Source organism: Streptomyces sp. NPDC033131 (assembly GCF_055578365.1).
This window is the reverse complement of record NZ_JBVIPA010000003.1, coordinates 1-21,410: the sequence shown is the minus strand read 5'-3', so window position 1 is coordinate 21,410 and position 21,410 is coordinate 1. Positions and strand designations below refer to the sequence as shown.

General features: G+C 71.5%; 18 protein-coding genes and 1 pseudogene. 11 read left to right on the top strand and 8 right to left on the bottom strand.

Going from position 1 to position 21,410, the window contains the following annotated elements:
• Nucleotides 1-7: 7 nt before the first annotated feature.
• Nucleotides 8-529, bottom strand: a pseudogene (locus ACZ5XS_RS05400) (IS701 family transposase); the annotation flags it as partial.
• Nucleotides 530-637: 108 nt separating this feature from the next.
• Here ACZ5XS_RS05400 and ACZ5XS_RS05395 point away from each other — a divergent pair.
• Complete coding sequence (locus tag ACZ5XS_RS05395; protein WP_468647994.1) at nt 638-868, top strand: ribbon-helix-helix domain-containing protein; 231 nt, start codon at nt 638-640, stop codon at nt 866-868.
• Nucleotides 855-1,202 carry a type II toxin-antitoxin system PemK/MazF family toxin gene (locus ACZ5XS_RS05390; protein WP_468647992.1) on the top strand — a complete coding sequence of 116 codons (348 nt, stop codon included), beginning with the start codon at nt 855-857 and terminating at the stop codon, nt 1,200-1,202. The genes ACZ5XS_RS05395 and ACZ5XS_RS05390 overlap by 14 nt, the downstream gene beginning before the upstream one ends.
• Before the next feature lie 58 nt (nt 1,203-1,260).
• Here ACZ5XS_RS05390 and ACZ5XS_RS05385 read toward each other — a convergent pair whose 3' ends face one another.
• A complete protein-coding gene (locus ACZ5XS_RS05385) occupies nt 1,261-2,277 on the bottom strand; it encodes an aspartate-semialdehyde dehydrogenase (RefSeq protein ID WP_468647990.1) in 1,017 nt (338 codons plus the stop codon).
• A 358-nt stretch (nt 2,278-2,635) separates the two neighbouring features.
• Between ACZ5XS_RS05385 and ACZ5XS_RS05380 the strand changes: the two genes are divergently transcribed.
• Together ACZ5XS_RS05380 and ACZ5XS_RS05375 are read left to right on the top strand one after the other, a co-directional pair.
• Complete coding sequence (locus ACZ5XS_RS05380; protein ID WP_217238355.1) at nt 2,636-3,175, top strand: sigma-70 family RNA polymerase sigma factor; 540 nt, start codon at nt 2,636-2,638, stop codon at nt 3,173-3,175.
• 1 nt (nt 3,176) lies between these two features.
• Nucleotides 3,177-3,914: a hypothetical protein gene (locus ACZ5XS_RS05375; RefSeq protein WP_468647988.1), complete on the top strand. Its 738-nt coding sequence runs from the start codon at nt 3,177-3,179 to the stop codon at nt 3,912-3,914.
• A gap of 78 nt (nt 3,915-3,992) precedes the next feature.
• Here the strand turns inward: ACZ5XS_RS05375 and ACZ5XS_RS05370 are convergent, their stop codons facing one another.
• Nucleotides 3,993-7,283, bottom strand: coding sequence for a S8 family serine peptidase (locus ACZ5XS_RS05370; RefSeq protein ID WP_468647986.1), 3,291 nt, complete (start codon nt 7,281-7,283; stop codon nt 3,993-3,995).
• A gap of 262 nt (nt 7,284-7,545) precedes the next feature.
• On the opposite strand from ACZ5XS_RS05370, the gene ACZ5XS_RS05365 reads away from it, so the two are divergent.
• From ACZ5XS_RS05365 to ACZ5XS_RS05355, 3 genes are all read left to right on the top strand, one after another.
• Complete coding sequence (locus ACZ5XS_RS05365; RefSeq protein ID WP_468647984.1) at nt 7,546-8,040, top strand: NUDIX hydrolase; 495 nt, start codon at nt 7,546-7,548, stop codon at nt 8,038-8,040.
• 210 nt (nt 8,041-8,250) lie between these two features.
• A complete protein-coding gene (locus ACZ5XS_RS05360; protein ID WP_468647983.1) occupies nt 8,251-10,014 on the top strand; it encodes a TIGR03767 family metallophosphoesterase in 1,764 nt (587 codons plus the stop codon).
• A 131-nt stretch (nt 10,015-10,145) separates the two neighbouring features.
• Complete coding sequence (locus ACZ5XS_RS05355; protein WP_468647981.1) at nt 10,146-11,291, top strand: serine hydrolase domain-containing protein; 1,146 nt, start codon at nt 10,146-10,148, stop codon at nt 11,289-11,291.
• Nucleotides 11,292-11,384: 93 nt separating this feature from the next.
• Here the strand turns inward: ACZ5XS_RS05355 and ACZ5XS_RS05350 are convergent, their stop codons facing one another.
• Together ACZ5XS_RS05350 and pepN are read right to left on the bottom strand one after the other, a co-directional pair.
• Nucleotides 11,385-12,443, bottom strand: coding sequence for a hypothetical protein (locus ACZ5XS_RS05350; protein ID WP_468647979.1), 1,059 nt, complete (start codon nt 12,441-12,443; stop codon nt 11,385-11,387).
• Between the two features lie 208 nt (nt 12,444-12,651).
• On the bottom strand, nt 12,652-15,231 hold the full coding sequence (gene pepN / locus ACZ5XS_RS05345; protein WP_468647977.1) for an aminopeptidase N: 2,580 nt from the start codon (nt 15,229-15,231) through the stop codon (nt 12,652-12,654).
• Nucleotides 15,232-15,365: 134 nt separating this feature from the next.
• Here pepN and ACZ5XS_RS05340 point away from each other — a divergent pair, with 134 nt between their 5' ends.
• Together ACZ5XS_RS05340 and ACZ5XS_RS05335 are read left to right on the top strand one after the other, a co-directional pair.
• A complete protein-coding gene (locus ACZ5XS_RS05340; RefSeq protein ID WP_468647975.1) occupies nt 15,366-16,028 on the top strand; it encodes a mycothiol-dependent nitroreductase Rv2466c family protein in 663 nt (220 codons plus the stop codon).
• 232 nt (nt 16,029-16,260) lie between these two features.
• The gene (locus tag ACZ5XS_RS05335) at nt 16,261-16,836 is read left to right on the top strand and encodes a PadR family transcriptional regulator (RefSeq protein WP_468647973.1); all 576 of its coding nucleotides are present in this window, start codon (nt 16,261-16,263) and stop codon (nt 16,834-16,836) included.
• 24 nt (nt 16,837-16,860) lie between these two features.
• Here the strand turns inward: ACZ5XS_RS05335 and ACZ5XS_RS05330 are convergent, their stop codons facing one another.
• A complete protein-coding gene (locus ACZ5XS_RS05330) occupies nt 16,861-17,394 on the bottom strand; it encodes a hypothetical protein (protein WP_468647971.1) in 534 nt (177 codons plus the stop codon).
• A gap of 183 nt (nt 17,395-17,577) precedes the next feature.
• Nucleotides 17,578-18,585, bottom strand: coding sequence for a fibronectin type III domain-containing protein (locus tag ACZ5XS_RS05325; protein WP_468647969.1), 1,008 nt, complete (start codon nt 18,583-18,585; stop codon nt 17,578-17,580).
• A 408-nt stretch (nt 18,586-18,993) separates the two neighbouring features.
• Here ACZ5XS_RS05325 and ACZ5XS_RS05320 point away from each other — a divergent pair, with 408 nt between their 5' ends.
• On the top strand, nt 18,994-19,716 hold the full coding sequence (locus tag ACZ5XS_RS05320; protein WP_468647967.1) for a glycoside hydrolase family 75 protein: 723 nt from the start codon (nt 18,994-18,996) through the stop codon (nt 19,714-19,716).
• 70 nt (nt 19,717-19,786) lie between these two features.
• Here the strand turns inward: ACZ5XS_RS05320 and ACZ5XS_RS05315 are convergent, their stop codons facing one another.
• Complete coding sequence (locus ACZ5XS_RS05315) at nt 19,787-20,548, bottom strand: SDR family NAD(P)-dependent oxidoreductase (protein WP_468647965.1); 762 nt, start codon at nt 20,546-20,548, stop codon at nt 19,787-19,789.
• A 132-nt stretch (nt 20,549-20,680) separates the two neighbouring features.
• On the opposite strand from ACZ5XS_RS05315, the gene ACZ5XS_RS05310 reads away from it, so the two are divergent.
• Nucleotides 20,681-21,319 (top strand): TetR/AcrR family transcriptional regulator, encoded by a 639-nt coding sequence (locus ACZ5XS_RS05310; protein ID WP_468647963.1) that lies wholly within the window; start codon nt 20,681-20,683, stop codon nt 21,317-21,319.
• Nucleotides 21,320-21,410: the final 91 nt, after the last annotated feature.

The following is a 21,410-nucleotide window of genomic DNA, read 5'->3' as shown; positions in this document are numbered from 1 at the left end:
GCGGGGCTCAGGCGGCCTGCCAGTACGGCGTCTCGAGGGCGGCCGGGGTCCCGGACAGCAGGCCGTAGGCGTGGGCCGCCGACACCAGGGTCATGTGGCGGTGCCGGCCGGGGTAGGAGCGGCCCTCGAAGTCGAGCAGGCCGTAGCGGTCGCCGAGGGTGGCCACCGTCGTGAGCGTGCCGTCGTGCAGACCGGTGAGGGCCAGCAGCTCCGCCATCCTGAGTTCGGGCAGGTCGGTGAGCCAGATCCGGCCCGGGCGCTGCAGGGTGGCGTCCCACTCGGCGAAGACGCGGCCGGCGGAGGAGATCCGGCCGCCGCCGGGCGCCAGGCCCTGTATCTCCGCCGGGCTCGAGATGACCTGCAGCCGCCGGGGCCGGCCGTCGGGACCGGTCGTCATGGTCACGTTCGGGTGCCGGGTGCCGCCCTGGAGCAGCAGGTGCCGGGCCGAGAGCGGCGGCAGGGACGTGACCACGGAGTCGGCCCCCGGCCTGTGACCTGTCCGCGCCGGAGCCGGCCGGGGAACGGATGGCCCTGGGGGCTCCGCCCCCAGGGGGTCGTGTGTTCTTGCGGTGGGCGGGGATGCCGAACGGTAATACCACTAGTAGCTACGGGAGTCATACCCTGGTACCGTAAAGGTATGAAGATCAGTGTGAGCTTGCCGCAGGAGGATGTCGCCTTCGTCGACGAGTACGCATCGCGCACGGATGCCGAGTCCCGCTCCGCCGTCATACACGCCGCCATCGAACTGCTGCGGCAGGCTCAGCTGGAGCAGGAGTACGCGGAGGCGTTCGCCGAGTGGGACGGGAGCGAGGACGCGGAGTTCTGGGACCAGTTCTCCGGGGACGGGCTGACTGATGAAGCGCGGTGACATCTATCTGGTCGACTACGAGCCAGCGCGCGGCAGTGAGGCCAACAGAGCACGCCCAGCAGTGATCGTCTCCAACGACGGTGCCAACGCGGCGGTGGAACGGACCGGGCGAGGTGTGGTCACGTTGGTGCCCCTGACGACCAACACCTCTCGCGTCTACCCGTTCCAGGTGCTGCTGCCTTCCGGGGAGTGCGGTCTCCCGAAGGACTCCAAGGTGCAGTGCGAGCAAGTACGCGCCCTCGCCCCCGAGCGGCTGCTGCGGCCGATCGGTTCCGTGCCTCGGCAACGCATGACCGAGATCGACACGGCGCTGCGGCGGCATCTGGCTCTCTGAGCACGCGAAGGGGCGCCCACCGGTATCGGTGGGCGCCCCCGCTGCGTACGGAACGGCGTCAGCCCTTGAGTTCCGCCGCCACCAGCTCCGCGATCTGCACCGCGTTCAGCGCGGCGCCCTTGCGGAGGTTGTCGTTGGAGACGAAGAACGCCAGGCCGTTGTCCACGGTCTCGTCCTGGCGGATGCGGCCGACGAACGACGGGTCCTGGCCGGCGGCCTGGAGGGGCGTCGGGACCTCGGTGACCGCGACGCCGGGGGCGCCGCCCAGGAGCTCCTTGGCGCGCTCCACGGTGAGGGGGCGGGCGAAGCGGGCGTTGACCTGGAGGGAGTGGCCCGTGAAGACGGGGACGCGGACGCAGGTGCCGGAGACCTTGAGCTCGGGGATCTCCAGGATCTTGCGGGACTCGTGGCGGAGCTTCTGCTCCTCGTCGGTCTCGTGCAGGCCGTCGTCGACGATGGAGCCGGCCAGCGGGAGCACGTTGTAGGCGATCGGCGCGACGTACTTGTTCGGCGCGGGGAACTCCGCCGCCGAGCCGTCGTGCGTCAGCTTCGGCGCGTCCTCGCCGACCTTCTTGACCTGCTCGAACAGCTCGTCCACGCCGGCCAGACCGGAACCGGAGACCGCCTGGTAGGTGGCGACGACCAGCGCTTCGAGGCCCGCCTCGGCGTGCAGCGGCTTCAGGACCGGCATCGCGGCCATCGTCGTGCAGTTCGGGTTGGCGATGATGCCCTTGGGGCGGTTGGCGATCGCGTGCGGGTTCACCTCGGACACCACCAGCGGCACGTCCGGGTCGCGGCGCCACGCGGAGGAGTTGTCGATCACTACCGCACCCTGCGAGGCGACCTTCTCGGCCAGCGCCTTGGAGGTCGAGCCGCCCGCGGAGAACAGCACGATGTCCAGGCCGGTGAAGTCGGCGGCCGTCGCGTCCTCCACCGTCACGCCGTCCAGGACGGTCCCCGCGGACCGGGCCGAGGCGAACAGGCGCAGCTCGGTCACGGGGAAGTTCCGCTCCGTGAGGATCCTGCGCATGACCGTGCCGACCTGACCGGTGGCTCCGACGATTCCGACCCTCACGACGACTCCTTCTGCGTGCTCTGTGCGTGGCGTACATGTGCCTGCTGCATGACTGAGGTGTTTCCATCATGCGGTCAGTCCCGGTCCGCGTGTCCACTTCTTTGAGCGGCGTGCCCGAGGAATGGGACGCGTCGGGCCCGGGGGCCGGCTCCGGTTCTCCACGCCCGACCCCGCTGAGCTGCAGAAATTCGTCCGGCGGCGTCCCCGCACCGCAAGCTGTGCTGCCCCACCCCTGCCCGCCGTGCCCCGCCGCACGCGAAGGTGTGACGTACGCCTCTGCGGTACGCCCCACCAAGGGGCCGAACGTTTCGGCCCCCGGCGGCGTCATAGAGGAAACGCGGCGAGAAGAGGGGGCGCTGTGCTGCGCAGAAAGGGCCGCCGTGGTCAGGGGGACGGCACGCACGACGTGCTGGACGACCCGCTGGACCCTGCTCAGGAACGCCGGGTGCGGGCGGTGCTCGCGCTCGGCGGGGTGCCGCAGGCGGACCTGCCGGACGGGGTGCAGCAGGTCCGCCTGCGGTTGCTGGAGCGCGCGGCGCGGGGCGACGAGGCGCCGCGTGACGTGTCCGCGTGGGCGGCGGTCGTCGCCTCCAACCTGGCCATGGACTGGCACCGCGCCAAGCGCCGCCAGGAACGCGTCGGCGAACGCCTGGCCTCCCTGCGGCAGGCCGACCACACCTCCGGCGAGGACACCAGCCTGCTCTCCCTCGCCGTCGCCCAGGGCCTGGACGAGCTGCCCGACGCCCAGCGTCAGGTTCTCGTCCTGCGGTTCTACGCCGACCTTCCGGTGCGCGGGATAGCCGAGGAGCTCGGCATCCCCGAGGGCACGGTGAAGAGCCGGCTGCACACGGCGGTACGGGCCCTGAGGGCGCGGCTGCACGAGGACGAGGTGGTGTGACGTGACCGCCGAACACGACGGACGCGCCGGCATGGACGCGCTGATGGCCGCCCTGACCGACGAGCCGCTGTCCGACGACGCCCGCGCGGATGCCGCCTTCATGGCCGAACACCGTTCCGCCGAGGCCGATCTCGCGCTGCTGCGCGAGCAGCTGGGGATCATCGGGCAGGCGCTGGCAGAACCCCCGCGGGCCACCCGAGCGCCCGTACCCGTTCCCGTGCGACCCTCCCGCGCCCGGCGCCGCACCCTCAACCTCGCCTTCGGCGGTCTCGCGGTGGCGGCCGCCGCGGCTCTGCTGTCGGGCATGGCCTGGCTGCTGGCGCAGGCCGGGGGCGGCATGGGCGCCGGGGCGAGCAGTGACAGCGCGGCCTCCAAGGAGGATTCCGACGCCGGTTCCCTCTTCGGCAGCCCGCACTACCTCGCCTGCTCCCGGCTGGTCGCCGAGGGCCGGGCGGCGAGCGTGGAGCGGCTTCCCGGCACCGAGTCGTTGCGCGTCACCGTCGACGTGACGCGCTACTACAAGCCGGAGAAGCCGGGCGCGGACGACAAGAAGGAGCTGACCTACGTGATCGACGGGAACCTCGTCCCCGGTCTCCGCGTGGGCGACCAGGTGCTCTTCGCCGTCCCGGACGGCGAGCGTCAACCCGCGTACTGGCTCGTCGGCGAGAAGCAGATCGCCCAGGACCGGGCCCGGCTCACCGCCTCGGTGGCCGCGTCGCGCGGGCTCGCCTGCGCATGACGAAGGGCGGGCGCCCGTCGGTATCCCGACGAACGCCCGCCCTGCCGGCCGTAGCGACTACGGCGTGGGCCACACCGACTACGGCGTGACCTTCTCGATCTTCACGCTGCCGAGGCCCGCGACCGAGCCGCGCGCGTTGAGCAGCTGGACCTGGCCGAAGAACTCACGGCCCTCCGGGGCGGCCGCGGCGGCGGTGACGCTGCCGGAGACCGTGGTGGAGGCGCCCGTGGCGAGCTTCACCGGCGTCGAGTCGTCGACGGTGACGCTGCCGAGGGCGGCGGAGAAGAACACGTCCTGGTAGTCGTACGCGGTGGTGCCGGCCGGGATCGCGTAGCCGATGACCTCGATGGTGTACGTGCCGGCGGCCGGGGAGGCCACGGACACGGACTCCTCCGAGTCACCGTCGGCCGAGCTGCCCGCCTCCTCGCCCGCCGCGTCGTACACGACGAGGTCCAGGTCGGCGGCGGCGTCGGAGACGTTGCCGATGGCGACGTCCAGGGACTTGGCGCCCTCGGGCACCGTGACCGTGGTGGTGTGCGTCTCGCCGTCGGCGATCGTCGGGCGGGCCGACTTCGCGGAGCCGAGCGGACCGCCGGCCAGCTTGCCGTCGATGGCGGCGAAGTTGTTCGTCACCTTCCAGGAAGCGGTGGCCGGGGTGCCGACCTTGGCCTCGGGCACGGTCACGGTCTCCGGGTCGAAGACCGCGCCGAGGACGGCGACGTCCAGCTTGTACGGGTTGTCGAGCAGCGGCGACGTACGGCGCGACTCGACCTCGATCTCCCAGACACCCGGCACCGGGTCGGCGTACGAACGCACGTCGGGCCTGCAGCCGTTGCCGTCGAGGTAGTTGTTGTAGCAGTTCGGGGTGCTGGTGGTGTCGACCGGGACGCCGTACGGGTGGATGGCGATGAACCGGGTCTGGCTCTTGTCCTTCAGCCCGCCGATGGCGACCTCGAGGGACTTGGCGCCCTCGGGGACGGTCACGAAGTACGACTGGGTGCTGTTGCGCTGGACCGTGCCCGACGCCGCGTAGGTGTGGGCGAGCGGCGCGGAGACCACGACCGTCGTCATGACCAGCTTGTCGGTGCCCTCGGTCTTCGGGTCGTCGACCTCGAGGATCGCGCTCTTGAGACCCGCGGACTTCGGCGCGGCCTGGACCTTGACGGTCACCGGCTGGTTCAGCGGCAGCTTCACCTCGTCCGAGCCGACGATCCTGAAGGTGCTCCCCGCGTTGTTCTCGAAGTGCAGCTCGTGGCGGATCGCCTTGTCGGCGCCGGACGTACGGGTGATCGTGACGTCGTACGTCCACTTCTGGCCGGCCTTGAGGCCGCCCTCACGGTCGTACAGACCCGTACCGAAGCCCGGGGTCTTCAGGAACTGGTCGATCGCGGTGTCGACCGGGGCCTTGACGGCGTAGTCGTGCGCGGTGGCGCCGTCCAGGATCGAGTCCCAGGCGTCCGGGATGTTGATGAGGCCGGCCCCCTCCTCGTACGCCTGCACACCACTGATGTGGTCGGCGGTCGAGGTGAGCGCGGTGCGCAGGGTGGCGGGGGTGAGGTCGATCTTCTTCGCCTTGGCGGCGCTCAGCAGCAGCGCGGACGCGCCCGCGGCCTGCGGGGACGCCATCGAGGTGCCCTGGAGCATGCCGTAGCCGGCCGGCAGGGTGTAGCCCGCCTCGGCGACCGGGGCGCCCGGCAGCCAGGTCTGGATGGTGTTGACGGCGGCACCCGGGGCGACCAGGGTCGGCGTGAAGCCGCCTTCCTCACGCGGACCGCGCGAGGAGAACGGCATCATGGCGTACTTCTTCTCCACGACCGAGCCGTAGTTGGCGGCCCAGGTCTTCTTGGAGATGGACGCGCCGACCGAGATGACCTTGTCGGCCAGGCCGGGGTCGCCGATCGTGTTGGCGCCGGGGCCGGAGTTGCCGGCCGAGATCACCAGCTGGACGCCGTAGGTGTCGATGAGGCGCGTGTACAGCTCGGCGCGCGCGTTGTTGCCGTCGTTCAGCGCCGGCAGGCCGCCGATCGACATGTTGACGATGTCGACACCGCGGTTGACGACCAGGTCGATCATGCCCTCGGTGAGCGCGACGTTGGTGCAGCCACCGGTCCAGGTGCAGGCGCGGGACGACACGACCTTCGCGCCCGGCGCGGCACCGTTCATCTTGCCGCCGAACAGGCCGTTGGCGGCGGTGATGCCGGCGACGTGCGTGCCGTGCTCGGACTCGATGACACCGATGTTGACGAAGTCGGCCTTCGCGCCCGCCGCGTTGTAGACGACGTCCTTGCGGATCTCGACCACGAACGGCTGGCGCTCGGCCACGTCGGTGGCTGGGTCGTCGGTGCCGAACCAGCCGATCTGGAAGCCGTCCTTGTACGGCTTCATCGGCGTGTCGTCACCGAAGTCGCTGTTGTTGTTCAGGTCCACCCGGACCGTGCCGGCCGCGGCGTCGTAGAGCACGCCCCAGACGTCGGTGGTGTCACCGTCGCGGTTCGCGTCGCCCTTGGCGTCGCCGCCCGCGGTGGCGGACTCGCGGAAGACGTTGATCTGGTACGCCCCCGCGGGTGCGGTCCAGGTCTTGCCGCCGTACGTGAAGGTGGGCCCGGACACCGAGCTGAGCATCGCGCGCCAGGTGGCGTCCTGGTCGCCGACCGGGTCGGTCGCGGTCACCCAGTCGACGATCTTCCGCTCGCCGGTGGTGGTCTTCTGCAGCGCCGGGTGGGCGAGGTCCACACCCGAGTCGAGGACGCCGATGGTGACACCCCGGCCGTCCGCCTTCGGGTGGTCGTCCACGAAGTCGACGGCGCCCGTCTCGAAGGACGGGTTGTACGGGTTCTCGGCGGGGGTCTTCTTGTTCGGCGCCGGGTAGGCGGCCGAGGCCTTGCCCGCGGCGCCCTTGGCGGTGTCCGCGCTCGGGGTCGGGTCGTCCAGCGGGATGTCCTGCCGCAGGTCGATGCCGTGCACGGAGGACAGCTTCGCGGCGGCGGCGATGGCCGCGTCCGCCTTGCCGGTGGGGACCGTCGCGCGGACGTAGCCGAGCTTGTCGTAGGTACGGCCGACCAGGCCGCCCTGGACCGAGTCGAGCTGGTCGGCGACCTTCTCGGTCTGCCCGGGCGCGGTCGCCACCATCAGTGTGACGGTCTTGTCGCCGTCGGCCTTGGCCTCGGCGAGGAGGCCCGCGTCGTCGGAGCCGAGTTTGTCGTGGGCGGACTTCACGCCCGGGTCGGCCGCGACGGGAGCCTCGGCGTCGGCGAGGGCCATGGGTATCGGCCCCGCCGCGGAGAGCGCGGCCACCAGACCGGCGGCCACGGCTATCCGGGCCACGCGTCTCGCGCCGGATATCGGTTCGAGCTGGGGGGTGAGGGTCATCGGCATCCCTTGTAGGTAAAGGAACGAGCGGGTGGCGACCGGGACCGATCAGTCCTGGTCGCGGTGGTCCGGAACGCGGTCCCGGACGATCGCACAGCCTTACGCATGGGAAGGATGTTTAGGGAGAGTTGACCGAATCGATATGGGCGCATGGGGAAAACCCCCGATGCCATTTGGGGAGATGAGTAGTGAAAGGGGGCAAGTCTCCCAAGGAGTGCGCTTCCGGGGGCAAGCGGTTGGCGCTCCGGGTTAACGTCCCGTGATGCGAAGGAAGTTGAGGGTGGCGGCCTACGCCATATGTGTCCGTGACGGACGACTCCTGCTCTCCCGCTCCCCGGCACCGGACGGCGGCCCGCCCGAGTGGGTCCTGCCCGGCGGCGGCATGGAACACGGCGAGGACCCCCACGACACCGTCCTGCGCGAGGTGACCGAGGAGACCGGATACCGCATCGAGGTCACCGGCCTGCTCGGCGTGGACTCGTCCCGCCGGGTCTTCCCCCGCCGCTTCGGCCGTGCCGTCGACGACCACGGTGTACGGCTCGTCTACGAGGGCAGGGTCACCGGCGGCGACCTGCGCTACGAGGTCGGCGGCTCCACCGACATGGCCGACTGGCACGACCTGGACGCCGTGCCCGCGCTGCACCGGGTGTCGTTGGTCGACATCGGGCTGCGCCTGTGGCGCGAGCGGCCCGCCGGCGGGCACCTTCGGCCGACTGCGCAAACGCCTCCTCTACCCGGGCAGATGAACACGGAGTAACCGCCTCCGGGCCGTCCGGGGAGCGGTCGTGGACGCGTAGGGTAGTCCAAGATCCACGTACGGTGATCGGCGTTGCGCGTTGCGGCCTCGTTCACGCGCAGGTCACCCCCAGTGCCAACGATCCAGTGAGAGCGGGAAGTTCGCGTCAGGACCTGGCTGCGATCACCCGCGACCACTGCCGACGCAGTTCGCACTCGGGGAGATCGCGCCATGTCGCGCACACGCTCTGTCGCCAGCTCCGCGCTGGGGATCAACCGCCGTACCGTCCTCGCCGCCACCGCGGCCGTGACCGTCTCCGGGGGCGTCGGCTACGCCCTGCGGCCCACCGACAGCCGGGCGGCCACCAACGCCACCGGCACCCGTGCCGAAGGGGCGCCCGTCGCCCAGTCCCGCATGGCACCCGCGGCGCCCCTCGCGCCCTACACCCGCGGCACCACGCTCGCCTCCGTTGCCGCCCCGCGTACGGGCTCCGGCTACCGGCGCCTCGGCGACGGACCCGGCTGGAAGCGGCGGCTGCGGGTCGAGCTCGGCGCGCCGAAGACCGGCCGGGCCGGACGCCGGACCACCCTCGCCGCGTTCGTGCAACTCACCGACCTGCACCTGATCGACGCCCAGCACCCGATGCGCCTGGAGTACCTGCGCTCAGCCGACGTGCACGCCTGGCGGCCGCACGAGGCGCTGACCGTGCACGGCGCGGTCTCGCTGGTGGAGCGGGTCAACGCGCTGCGGGGCGCCCCCGTCACCGGCGCCCCGCTGCACTTCGCGATGACGACCGGCGACAACACGGACAACAACGCGAAGACCGAGCTGGAGTGGTTCCTGACCGTCATGAGCGGCGGCCGGATCACCCCCGACTCCGGTGACCCGCGCCGCTACGAGGGCGTCCAGAACAGCGGCCTCAAGCAGTACTGGCAGCCCGACGCGAGCGTGCGCGACACCGACAAGCAGCTCGGCTTCCCGCAGCTGGAGGGGTTCCTGGCCGCTGCGGTACGGGAGTTGAACAGTCCCGGCCTCAACCTGCCCTGGTACTCCACCGTCGGCAACCACGACTCCCTGCCGCTCGGCTGCTACGGCCACGGCGACTCCTGGCTCGCCCAGTACGCCATCGGCGGCAAGAAGCTGATGAGTGTGTCCGCGTCCGAGGCGAAGAAGCTCCAGGACGCCATCAAGAACGCCCGGGACCCGCAGGGGACCGCGTTCCGTGACTTCCTCAAGGCGCACGTCCGTGACATGCGCTCCATCACGCCGGACGAGAAGCGCGCCCCCTACACGGCCGCCGACTACCTCAAGGCCCACCTCGACCCGGCCTACCGGGGAGTCGGCCCGGTCGGCCACGGCTACTCCTCCGCCAACGTCGACGCCGGTACGCAGTACTACAGCTTCCGCATCGCCGAGGACGTCATCGGCATCAGCCTCGACACCACCGACGCGGGCGGCCACTACAACGGCTCCATCGGGACGGCCCAGCTGAAATGGCTGGACAAGACACTGCGCGACAACAAGGACTCGTACGCGGTCGTCTTCAGTCACCACACCAGTAAGTCGATGACCAACACCCGCCCCGACCCGGCCCGGCCCGGCGAGCGGCGGCACACCGGCCAGGAGGTCGTCGCCCTCCTCGGCGGCCACGCAAACGTCCTCGCCTGGGTGAACGGGCACATCCACCGCAACGACATCACCCCGCACTCCGCCCCCGACGGCCGCTCCTTCTGGGAGATCTCCACCGCCTCCCACGTCGACTACCCGCAGCTCGCCCGCGTCATCGAGCTGGTGGACAACAAGGACGGCACCCTCTCCATCTTCACCACCTGCATCGAGTCCACCGCCCCCCACCGCACGGACTTCAGCGACCTCTCCCAGACCGGCCTGGCCGCCCTCTACCGCGAGCTCTCCTACAACGCGCCGGGCGCCCGGACGGACCTGGCCGGAGAGTCGAAGGACCGGAACACGGAGCTGGTGCTCAAAAAGGGCTGAAACCGGCTCAACCGCAGCGGTGGTCCTCAACCCTCGCGTACCGCCCCGGGTCTGTCCCCCCGACCCCGCTCGACGAAGCGACGCACCGATGAAGCGACGCCGGGCGGAACGACGACAACGGGGAGACAGACATGATCGTACGGACGACCCTCGTGGCGGCGACGGCAGTGGCCCTCACGGCAGCCCTGGCAGCCCCCGCGATCGCCGCGGAACCCGCCGGCACCGGCGGCCGGCACGACGCGACCCGCAAGGCGATCGAGGCCGCGGTGGCGGACGGCGTGCCCGGCGTGACGGCCACGGCGAAGGACGCTCGCGGCACCTGGTCGGCGACCGCGGGCGTGAGCAACCTCAAGACGGGCAAGCCGCGTTCGCCGCAGGACCACTACCGGGTGGGCAGCATCACCAAGACCTTCGTCGCCACGGTGCTGCTCCAACTGGAGGCGGAGGGACGGCTGTCGCTGGACGACAAGGTGGAGAAATGGCTCCCGGGCCTGGTCCACGGAAACGGCCACGACGGCCGCCGCATCACCGTCCGCCAGCTGCTGAACCACACCAGCGGCATCTTCAACTACACGGACGACGACACCTTCGTACGGACGTACTTCCTGAAGGACGGCTTCCTCAAGCACCGCTACGACGACAGCACGCCCCAGGACCTGATCGCGATCGCCATGTCCCACCAGCCGTACTTCGCGCCGGGCACGTCCTGGAACTACTCCAACACCAACTACGCGCTGGCCGCCCTGGTCATCGAGAAGGCCACGGGCCGCCCCTACGGCGCGGAGGTCCACGACCGCATCGTCGCCCCCCTGAAGCTGCGCGCCACCTCGGTCCCCGGCACCCGCCCGACCCTCCCGCAGCCCAGCGGCCGCGCCTACGGCAAGCTGGCCGAGACCGCGACCGGCCCGACGTACGACGTCACGGAACTGAACCCCTCCCTGGCCTACGGCTCCGGCGACATGATCTCCAACTCGACCGACCTGAACCGCTTCTACACGGCCCTGCTCCGAGGCGACCTGCTCCCTGCCGAGCAGCTGAAGGCCATGAAGACCACGGTCCGACCGGAGATCTTCCCGAACGCCGGCTACGGCCTCGGCCTGATCGACCGCAAGCTCAGCTGTGGCGTCCACGTGTGGGGCCACGGCGGCGGCATCCACGGCTCGTCGTCGGAGGCGACCACAACCGCGAACGGCCGCCACGCGCTCGCCTTCAACTTCAACGGGGACTGGGCGGGGGACAGCGAGGCGGTGCTGGAGGCGGAGTACTGCGGCAAGTGACGAGGAGGGGCCGCCGGGCGCAACCGGCAGGCCCTCTTCTCCCCGCGGCTCCTCTCCTCCCCCTCTCTTCCCTCCTGGTTCCGCCCCGGTCCGTCACTGCCCGGGCAGCACCACGACGTAGGCGGCCGGATCGCGGTCGCCGGATGCCATCAGGGCCGTGCGGACCACCGCTGCCTGCTGTTCCATGGTGTCCCGGAGCTTCCTCGGGGTGATGTGGACGACCGTGATGCCGAGCCGCTCCAGGTGCTCGCGTTTGCGGGCGCACTCGGACCACAGGGCGTCGTCGTCCTGGCGGGGGGCGCGGGTGTCCAGCTCCACCGCCACCGCCTGCCCGGGCCAGTACGCGTCCAGGCCGCCGAGGTGGGGGCCGCCGGGCAGGCGCAGGTCCACGTTCCAGACCGGGTCGGGAAGTCCGTACTCCCGCACCATCGTGTAGAGGCGGCCCTCCGCGATGGCCCGGCCCTCGGCGAGGAGAGAGTCCACCGCGTCCACCACGTGCGGGCGGCTCAGCAGCTTGGCGTTGTTCAACTCGCGTACCACCGAAGCGGGTTCGCAGTGGCCGGCGCGCACCGCCTCGGTCAGCAGGCGGCGGACGGCGTCCGCGTCCGTCAGTGCGGTCACGGCGTCGGCGAGGGCGCGCGGGACCGGGGCGACCGGCAGGCCGGCGACCTGTTCCGGCGCGGGCAGGGAAGCCGTGCGGACGATGTGGGCGCAGCCCGTCGAGCGCAGCCGGCGCAGGCGGGGGACCAGGACGTCGATCCGGTCCAGGGCCGTCAGCGGGGGCGTGGCGGAGAAGCCGTGCAGGGTGAGCGCGGCCAGGCCGGTGATCATCACCTCCGTGTACACCGGCCGGTGCGGTTCCTCCGCTCCCGGCTGGGCCGGGACGCCCGCCGCCCGCTCCTTCGCCGCGTACATCAGCACCGCGTGCAGCCGCTCCTCGCTGGCCGGCGGGCCGGGGTGGAGCAGGAAGACGCCGGGGAGCAGTTGCTGCCAGGGGCCGCCCGGGCGGCACTGCTCGTTCGTCTCGGCCGACCCGACGCCGTGCGAGCGCAGCTGAGCGGCCGTCAGGACGCGACGGTGCACCTCGGAGAGGTGACGCAGCGGGCGGGGGGAGACCGGCGAAGCCGACGGGAGCGGGGTGTTGTGGTTCATGGCGTGCAGATTCCCGCAGTCGGCCGGGCCGCTAACCGCTGTTACACGCTCGTCGACAAACTCGGACAAGGCAGAACTAAAGGACACATGTTCGGATGCCGAGTGGGCAGGGAAACCCCTGGTCCATTCGGGTGGGACCAGGGGTTACGGCTCCTATTGCCTGAATTTCGTAACGGTCACGGAATGCCCCGTCGTGGGCCGGAGCTCGTCAGCCGGCCGCTCCCGCGTCGCACGCCTGTCCCCGCAGCCCCCGCGCCAGGTCGTCCCGTGCCTCCAGCACCAGCCTCCGCAGCGCCGGCGCCGCGTCCTCGTTGGCCGCCAGCCACGCGTCCGTCGCGTCCAGGGTCTGCCGCGAGTGCTGGAGGGACGGGAACAGCCCTTCGACCACGTGCATGGCGATCTGGATGGAGCGCTCCGCCCACACCCGCTCGATCGCCGCGAAGTACTTCTCGGCGTACGGCGCGAGCAGCTCCCGCTGGGACGGCTGGGCGAAGCCCGCGAGGGTCGCCTCGACCAGGGCGTTGGAGAGGGCGTCGGACTCCACGAGCTGCGCCCAGGCCTGCGCCTTGACCGCCGCCGACGGCCGGGCGGCGAGGCAGCGGACCTGGTGGCGCTTGCCGGACGCCGTGTTGTCGCGGGCCAGTTCGGCGGCCAGCACCCGCTCGTCCGCGACCCCGTGCGCGGCCAGCGGCTGCAGGAACGCCCAGCGCAGCTCCTGGTCCACCTCCAGGCCGTCGATGTCGGCCGTGCCGTCCAGCAGGCCACGCAGCAACTCCATGTCGTCCGCGCCGGACGCCACCGTCGCGAAGAACCGCGCCCAGGCCAGCTGGTGCTGGCTTCCCGCCTCGGCGGACCGCAGTTCCCGCAGCGCGCCCTCCGCGAGGAGCCGGCCGCCCGTCTCCCGCCAGGCCGGCGCCACGTAGTTGACCAGCGCCGAGTTGGCCCACGCGTGCAGCATCTGCAGGACGCCGATGCCGGACTCGCGGCCCGCGAAGCGCAGCACCAGCTCCACGAAGTCCCGCGCCGGCAGCAGCGCGTCCCGCGTCATGTTCCACAGCGCCGACCAGCACAGGGCGCGGGCGAGCGGATCGGTGATGTCTCCCAGGTGACCCTTCAGGGTCTCCAGCGAGGTCTCGTCGAAGCGGATCTTGCAGTACGTCAGGTCGTCGTCGTTGACCAGGACCAGGTCCGGTGCTTCTGAACCGGCCAGTTCCGTCACGACCGTGCGCGGACCGTCGACGTCCACCTCGGCACGCGCGTACCGCTCCGGCGCCCCGGACGCGGACCGCCGGTACAGGCCCACCGCCACCCGGTGCGGGCGCAGCTCGGGGTGCGACTCCGCCGCCTCCTGCAGCACCGCCAGCTCGTCGACCCGGCCGTCCGGGGCCAGCAGCACCTGCGGGGTCAGCGAGTTGACCCCGGCCGTCTGCAGCCACGCCCGCGACCACGCGCCCATGTCCCGGCCGCTGGTCTCCGCCAGCACCGACAACAGGTCGCCGAGGCGCGTGTTGCCGTACGCGTGCCGCTTGAAGTAGCGCCGCGCGCCTTCGAGGAACGCGTCCTGCCCGACGTACGCCACCAGCTGCTTGAGCACCGACGCGCCCTTGGCGTACGTGATGCCGTCGAAGTTCAGCTTGGCGTCCTGGAGGTCGCGGATGTCGGCGGTGACGGGGTGGGTGGAGGGGAGCTGGTCGGCCCGGTAGGCCCAGGCCTTGCGGCGGTTGGCGAAGGTGATCCAGCCGTCCGTGAAACGGGTCGCGCCGACCAGGGCGAAGGCGCCCATGAAGTCGGCGAAGGACTCCTTGAGCCACAGGTCGTCCCACCACTCCATGGTGACCAGGTCGCCGAACCACATGTGCGCCATCTCGTGCAGGATGACGTTCGCCCGGCCCTCGTACGACGTCTGCGTGACCTTGCCGCGGAAGATGAACTCCTCGCGGAAGGTCACCAGGCCCGGGTTCTCCATCGCGCCGAGGTTGTACTCGGGGACGAAGGCCTGGTCGTACTTCCCGAAGGGGTACGGGTAGTCGAAGTGGTCGTGGAAGAAGTCCAGGCCCTGCTTGGTGACGAGGAAGACGTCGTCGGCGTCGAAGTAGGGGGCCAGGCCCTTGCGGCACATGGCGCCGAGCGGGATGTCCAGGGTCGTGCCGTCGTCCAGGACCCGGGAGTAGGCGTCCGTCACGTAGTGGTACGGGCCCGCCACCACGCACGTGATGTACGTCGAGATCGGCTGGGTCCGAGCGAACCGCCAGATCCCGTCGGTCTGTTCGCCCAGGCCGTTGCTCCAGACCGTCCATTCCTCGGGCGCCCGTACCTCGAAGCGGAACGGCGCCTTGAGGTCCGGCTGCTCGAAGTTGGCGAAGACGCGGCGGGAGTCGGCCGGCTCGTACTGGGTGTAGAGGTAGACCTCGCCGTCCTCCGGGTCGACGAAGCGGTGCAGGCCCTCACCGGTCCGGGAGTAGGCGCACCGCGCGTCGACGACCAGCTCGTTCTCGGCGGCCAGGTCCTCCAGGAGGATCCGGGAGCCGTCGAAGACCTCGCCTGGGTCGAGGTCCTTGCCGTTGAGGGAGACGGCGGTCACACTCGGCGCGATCAGGTCCGCGAAGCTCGACGCGCCGGGCTCGCCGCACCGGAAGCGGATCGTGGTCACGGACCGGAAGGTGCGCGGCCCGTCCGCGGTCTCGTCGCCGACGGCGGAGCGGACGTCCAGACGGACGTCGTAGCCGTCCACGGACAGCAGGGCGGCCCGCTCCCGGGCTTCGTCGCGGGACAGATTCTCACCGGGCACGGGCGGCACTCCCTCAGGTGGTGTTCAGTATGCGGACAGGCTGATCCTCCCACGGGCTCCGGCGCCGGTCAGCAGGGAATGGGCGGGGTCCGGTCACTGTTGCAGCTCGGAAAGACCCCTTGTGAAGGAGCCCCATGTCCGAGACCGCGAGCACCTCCGGCAAGACGCCCGTCGACTTCTGGTTCGACCCGCTGTGCCCCTGGGCCTGGATGACGTCCCGCTGGGTCCTGGAAGTGGAGAAGGTCCGCGACATAGAGGTGCGCTGGCACATCATGAGCCTCGCGGTGCTGAACGAGGACAGGATCGACGAACTCCCCGAGGAGTACCGGGAGATGCTCGCGACCAAGGCGTGGAAGCCGGTGCGGGTGGCGACCGCCGCCTGGCAGAAGCACGGCGCCGACGTCCTCGGCCCCCTCTACACCGCCCTCGGCACCCGCTTCCACAACCAGGGCGAGGGCCCCACCGAAGAGGCGATCGCGGCGGCCCTGGCGGACGCGGGCCTGCCCGCCGACCTGATCGAGTACGCCGACCAGAAGGACTTCGAGTTCGAGGCCGAGCTGCGCGCCTCCCACAAGGAGGGCATCGACAAGGTCGGCCAGGAGGTCGGCACCCCGGTCATCGCCGTCCCCGGCCCCGACGGCGAGCAGATCGCCTTCTTCGGCCCGGTCGTGACCCCGGCGCCCAAGGGCGAGGAGGCCGCCAGGCTGTGGGACGGCACGCTCGCCGTGGCCTCGATCCCCGGTTTCTACGAGATCAAGCGCACCCGCACCAAGGGCCCGGACTTCAGCAACCTGTAAGGGGTCCTTTCACTATGCCCGTCCGGGTCGCGCGGCCTGGCACCGCACCTCGCCGCGTTGCCGAAACGCCCACGTGGCTCCTCCCCCACGCTCGAACAACCTCGCGCGGGGGGACCCCCATCGAGGCCGCTCCGGCGCCTTGCGATGCACGGCACCAGACCACGCGACCTGATCGGACGCTCATAGTGAAAGGACCCCTAAGGCCGTACGACGGCCTCCCTAGGATGACCCCATGTCACTCCCGCACGCGATCCTCACCGCCCTGCTCGAAAGGCCGTCGTCGGGCCTGGATCTGACCCGTAGGTTCGACCGGTCGATCGGCTACTTCTGGTCGGCGACGCATCAGCAGATCTATCGCGAGCTGGGAAAACTGGAGGCCGAGGGCTACATCAGGGCGCTGCCCGCCGAGCAGCCGGCGCGCGGGCAGAAGAAGAGCTACGAGGTCCTGCCCGCCGGCCGCGCCGAACTCGGTCGGTGGACGGCCGCGGCGCAGGACCCCAAGCCGCACCGCGACGCGCTGCTCCTGCGCCTGCGCGCCGCGGCCGTCGTCGGCACCGCGGGTCTGGAGTCCGACCTGCGCCGCCATCTCGACCTGCACCGGCTGCAGTTGGCCGAGTACGAACAGATCGAGCAGCGCGACTTCCCGCCCGGCCACGACAGCGCGCAGGCCAGGCTGCAGCACCTGGTCCTGCGCGCGGGCATCGAACTGGAGACCTTCTGGACGCAGTGGCTCACCGAGGCCCTGGCGGAACTGCCCGCTCTCCAAGAGGGGCTCGGCCAGGGCCAGTCCGACGGATCGGATGCCTAGGGCCTGTCCGGCGGATCGAGTTCCCTAGAGCCGGTAGGGCTTCGAGCGGCGGCGCAGGAACCAGGCGGTGGCCAGGGCGCCCGCTCCCACCAGGGTTCCTCCGGCGATCAGCGTGAGCGTGCCGTAGTCCTTCGTGGCGCCGCCCACGCCGCCCATGACACCCCGCGACGGCGTGGCCGTGGCGGAGACCGTGGGAGTGGACACGGGGGTCACGATGACCGACTGGGTGCCCGCGGTGCTGTTGTCCGCGCAGCGGACGATGACGGTGTAGGTGCCCGCGCTCACGCTCGACCAGGCCGCCGACTGAAGGTTGCTCGTCCCGGACAGTGACACCTGGCGGCCCTGTGCGAAGGTCGCCTGGCTGCTGTTCAGGAGTGAGGCCGTGCCCCAGTTGCCGTTGACCTGCGTGCAGGCGCTGGTCGTGACGGAGACCGTGGACCCGGTGGTGCTCACGGAGATCCCCGGGCCGGCGGCAGCCGGCGTGGCGGTCAGGGCGAGCGGCAGCGCGGCGGCTGCCACGGTCAGGCCGGAGCGGAGCAGAAGCTGAGTAGTGTCCATGGACCTGTTCCTCCGGCGGCACGGTTGGCGGTACATCCCTTGCGCCGCCGAGGATCGGGAACGCCCGTGCTGCCCTCAACGGGAAGCCAACGTGCCCACGGCCCGTCCCGCATGCGGACGGCGTCCGGTCGGGTGACGCGTTCCGTCGTCCGGCCGCGGTGGGAGCGGAGGCGGTAGCGGTTGTCACGGCCGCGGGGTGGCCCCCGTGGTCACCGTCCGCTCCGCGGAGAAGCCTCCCCAGGTGCCGTCCGGCAGCTTCGCCCGGATCCGCACCCGATGGCTGACGCCGGCCTCCCGTCCCAGGTAGAAGACGTACGTCGCCCGGTCGCGCGGCGCGGACCCGCCGAACACCAGCGAGGTGGCGGGGCGGCCGTCGAGGTGGACCTGGTACTCCGTGACCGTCCCGCCGGTGCGTGGCGGCACCCAGGCGAGGTCGAGGTGGTACGCCCCGTCGGCGTGCCGGGTCGTCGCCTCGAAGCCGGTGGGAGCCGTGTCCCGCCCGTCGTCGGTGCCCGCTGTGGTGAGGCGCAGCGGAGCGCCGGCGGGGGAGACGTTGTCGGCCGCGTCCCTCGCCCGCACGGTGAAGGAGTAGCGGGTGCCCGGACGCAGCCCCGTGACCACGGTCGCCGTCTGGTTCCCGCCCACACTGTGGATCTTCGTGGTGCCCTGGTGGATGTCGTACGACGCCACGGCCCGGTCGTCCGTCGAGGCGGCCCAGGACAGCTGGACCGCCCGGCTTCCGGCCGCTCGGCCCCGCAGACTGCCCGGCCGCGTCGGGGCCGAGCGGTCCGCCGCCACGACCGTCGGAGTCGTCGCCCGCACCTCCTGGCTGCGGGGCCCGAGGCGCCCCTCGGTGTCTCTCGCCCGCACGGTGAAGACGTACACGGTGGACGGCCTGAGCCTGGTGACGTCGACCATGTGCCGCGAACCCGGTATTTCCTGGACCTTGGTGGTGTCGCGATACACCTCATAGGCGCCGACGCCGGGGCCGGCATCCGCCGACAGCGCGTTCCACATGACGTGCACGCTCGTCGCACTGCCGGCGGTGGCGGTGACGCCCGTCGGTGCCGCGGGCGGCCGGCCGCTCTCGCCGTCGGCCGTCCCGTCCCCTCCGCAGGACACGATCAGCGCGAGCGCTCCGCAGAGCGTGAGGCGACGGGGCAGGGAAGCGGGGACGGGAACGCGTCGCACGGCTGTCTCCCGGAGGGCCTGGCGGGTATTGGTCCGGACCAATATCGCGCGCTGGCGTGAGCACATCAAGAGGGCGGGTGGGGCGGGCGGCATTCGGCGACCGCCCGCCGGCGGCCGTCCTCGGGGGTGTCGGCGACGGCCCCTCGGACGTTTCGTATGCTGAACGCCCTCGCGGCTGAACTCCCCCTGCAGAGTGGGCGGTTCACGCCGCCGCGCGGGCCGCTGTCGTCGCTGATCCCGCGCCGGCGCGGGCGGCCGGGAGGCCGGAGTCCTTCGGGGACCCGGGCTCCCGGCCCTTGTCGGCCACTCGAAGACGTGCTCCGTCCGGCCCCCCAACGGTGGCCGCGTGATCGACACGGCGTCAGATTGGGCTGAGTGTCCGTCAACGCCTCCCAGGAGGTTCTTATCGTGCGTGCCCAGTCACTGACGCTGGCCGCGGCAGGCGCCGCCCTCCTCGCCCCGACGGCACCGCCCGCCACCACGCCGGTCGCGGTGCCCGCCGCCGAGCCCCGCGTCGTCCGGGAGGAGCGGGTGTCGCGGAGCGCGGGCGACGTCCGAGCCGCCGACCTGCTGGCAAAGGTGCGTGACTGCGTCCCCGTCTCCCGCGGCCGCTACCGCAGCGACGACGGCAGGCCCGCGAGCACACCCGTCTGCGGCACCCGGGACGCCGTGTTCTGGCGGGCCGACCTCGACATCGACTGCGACGGCCGGGCCGGCCGCCGCTGCAACCGCCGCAGCGACCCGCTCTTCTCCAACGCCACGGCCTATCCGCAGTCCGACGGCCGACACCTGGACGCCGAACGGCTCCCGTACATCGTGGTGCCCGGCCCGAGCCGCATCTGGAACCACGGCGACGACGGAGTGCGCGGCGGATCGGTCGCGGCCGTCGTCCACCGCGACCGCGTGCGCTACGCGGTGGTCGGCGACGTCGGCCCGCGCGACCTCATCGGGGAGGCGTCCTACGCCACCGCCAAGGCCCTCGGTATCCGCCCCGACCCGCGTGCCGGCGGCACCGACTCCGGCGTCACCTACATCGTGTTCAAGGACACGCGGGTGGCGCCCATCGAGAACCACGCGGCCGCCGTGATGGTCGGGGAGCGGCTGGCGCGGCAGTTCGTCCGCAGTCGGTGACGGCCCGTCTCCGCGGTCCGTGCGGACCGGTGACCGTCTCGCGACCCGGTGCCCACCCGGCGGTGCGTCGTCAGACCGCGGACCAGCCGTCGTCGACCGGCAGGATCACGCCGTTGATGTTGCTCGCCGCGTCCGAGGCGAGGAACACGATGGCGGCGGCCTGCTCCTCGGGCCGGGCGACGCGGCCGAGGTTGACGAAGTGCGGGCCGAGCGCCGTCGGCCCGTGGGCACCCTGCTCGACGTCCACGACGATGTGGGTCGCCGTACCGCCCGGCGCGATGGCGTTGGCCCGGATGCCCTGCTTGCGGTACATGACCGCGAGGTTCTTCGTCAGCCCCACCATCCCGTGCTTCGAGGCCGTGTACGCGGCGCCCGCCGCGCTGCCGCGCAGGCCCGCCTCGGAGGCGGTGTTCACGATGGAGCCCTTGCCGGCCGCCAGCATGTGCGGCAGTACCGCGCGGGTGAGCAGGAAGGGCGCGGTGAGGTTGACCCGGATGACCCGCTCCCACTCCGCGTCGCTCACGTCCGCGAGCGCCGACATGCGGTCCATGATCCCGGCGTTGTTCACCAGGACGTCGACCCCGCCGAAGCGCTCCACGGCGGCCGTGGTCACCTGGTCGACGACGGCCTGCTCGCTCAGATCGCCGGTGACGGCGACCGCGCTCCCGCCCGCCCGCTCGATCTCCTCGACCGCCTGCTGAGCGCCCTCGGCGTTGAGGTCCGCCACCACGACGCGCGCACCCTGCGCGGCGAAGGCCAGTGCGGCGGCCCGTCCGATGCCCGAGCCCGCCCCGGTGACGATGACGCTGCGTCCGTCGAATCCGCCGACCATGTGGGGCTCCTGTCAGTTGTTTCGAAGGTGAGCTGCCCGGTGCGTCCTCACCCTACGACTTCATGTCCGTGAGTGACATAAACTCGGCGCAGAGAATCCCGGAGAGGGACCGCCACCCAGCCGGAGGTACCGATGACCGCCCCTGGCGTCCGCACGGGACGACCGCCCCTGACCGAGGAGCGCAAGGCCGAGATCAGGCTGGAGATCGCCCGGGCCGCGGTGGACCTGTTCGTCGCCCAGGGCGTCACGGCGACCACCGGTGAGCAGATCGGACAGGCGGTCGGCGTCTCGGCGCGGACCGTGTGGCGCTACTTCCCGAGCAAGGAGAGCTGCGTCCGGCCACTGTTCTCCCAGGGCATCGACGTGATCGCCGCCTGTCTGCGGGACCGGCTCCCGGGTCAGCCGCTGGAGGAACTCTTCGACCGGACGCTCGCGAAGGAGCTCGGTCCGGTCGGCGGCCCCGCCCGCGCCACCGTCGGCGCCCTCGTCCGGCTCACCCGCACCGAGCCCGGACTGCGCGCCGTCTGGCTCCGGACGTACGACGAGGCCGAGCCGGCGTTCGCCCGCGCACTGGCCGACCGGGCCGGGCTCGCCCCCGAGGACCTGCGGCCGACGATCCGTGCGGCGATGTTCAACGCGGCCCTGCGCGCCGCGGTCGAGCACCACGCCTGGCGCACCGCCGACCCGTCGGCCGACCCCGGGACCGCGGAGACCGAGCTGGTGACCACGCTGCGCTCGGCCCTCGCCGTCGCGGCCGAAGGGGTCCTCTAGTAGTGCTTCGTTAGGTCTTTGCGTTCTCACTGATCAAGAGCATGTTGGGAGTGTGGACAAGCATGAAGTGAACCGATTACGGGCTGCGTTG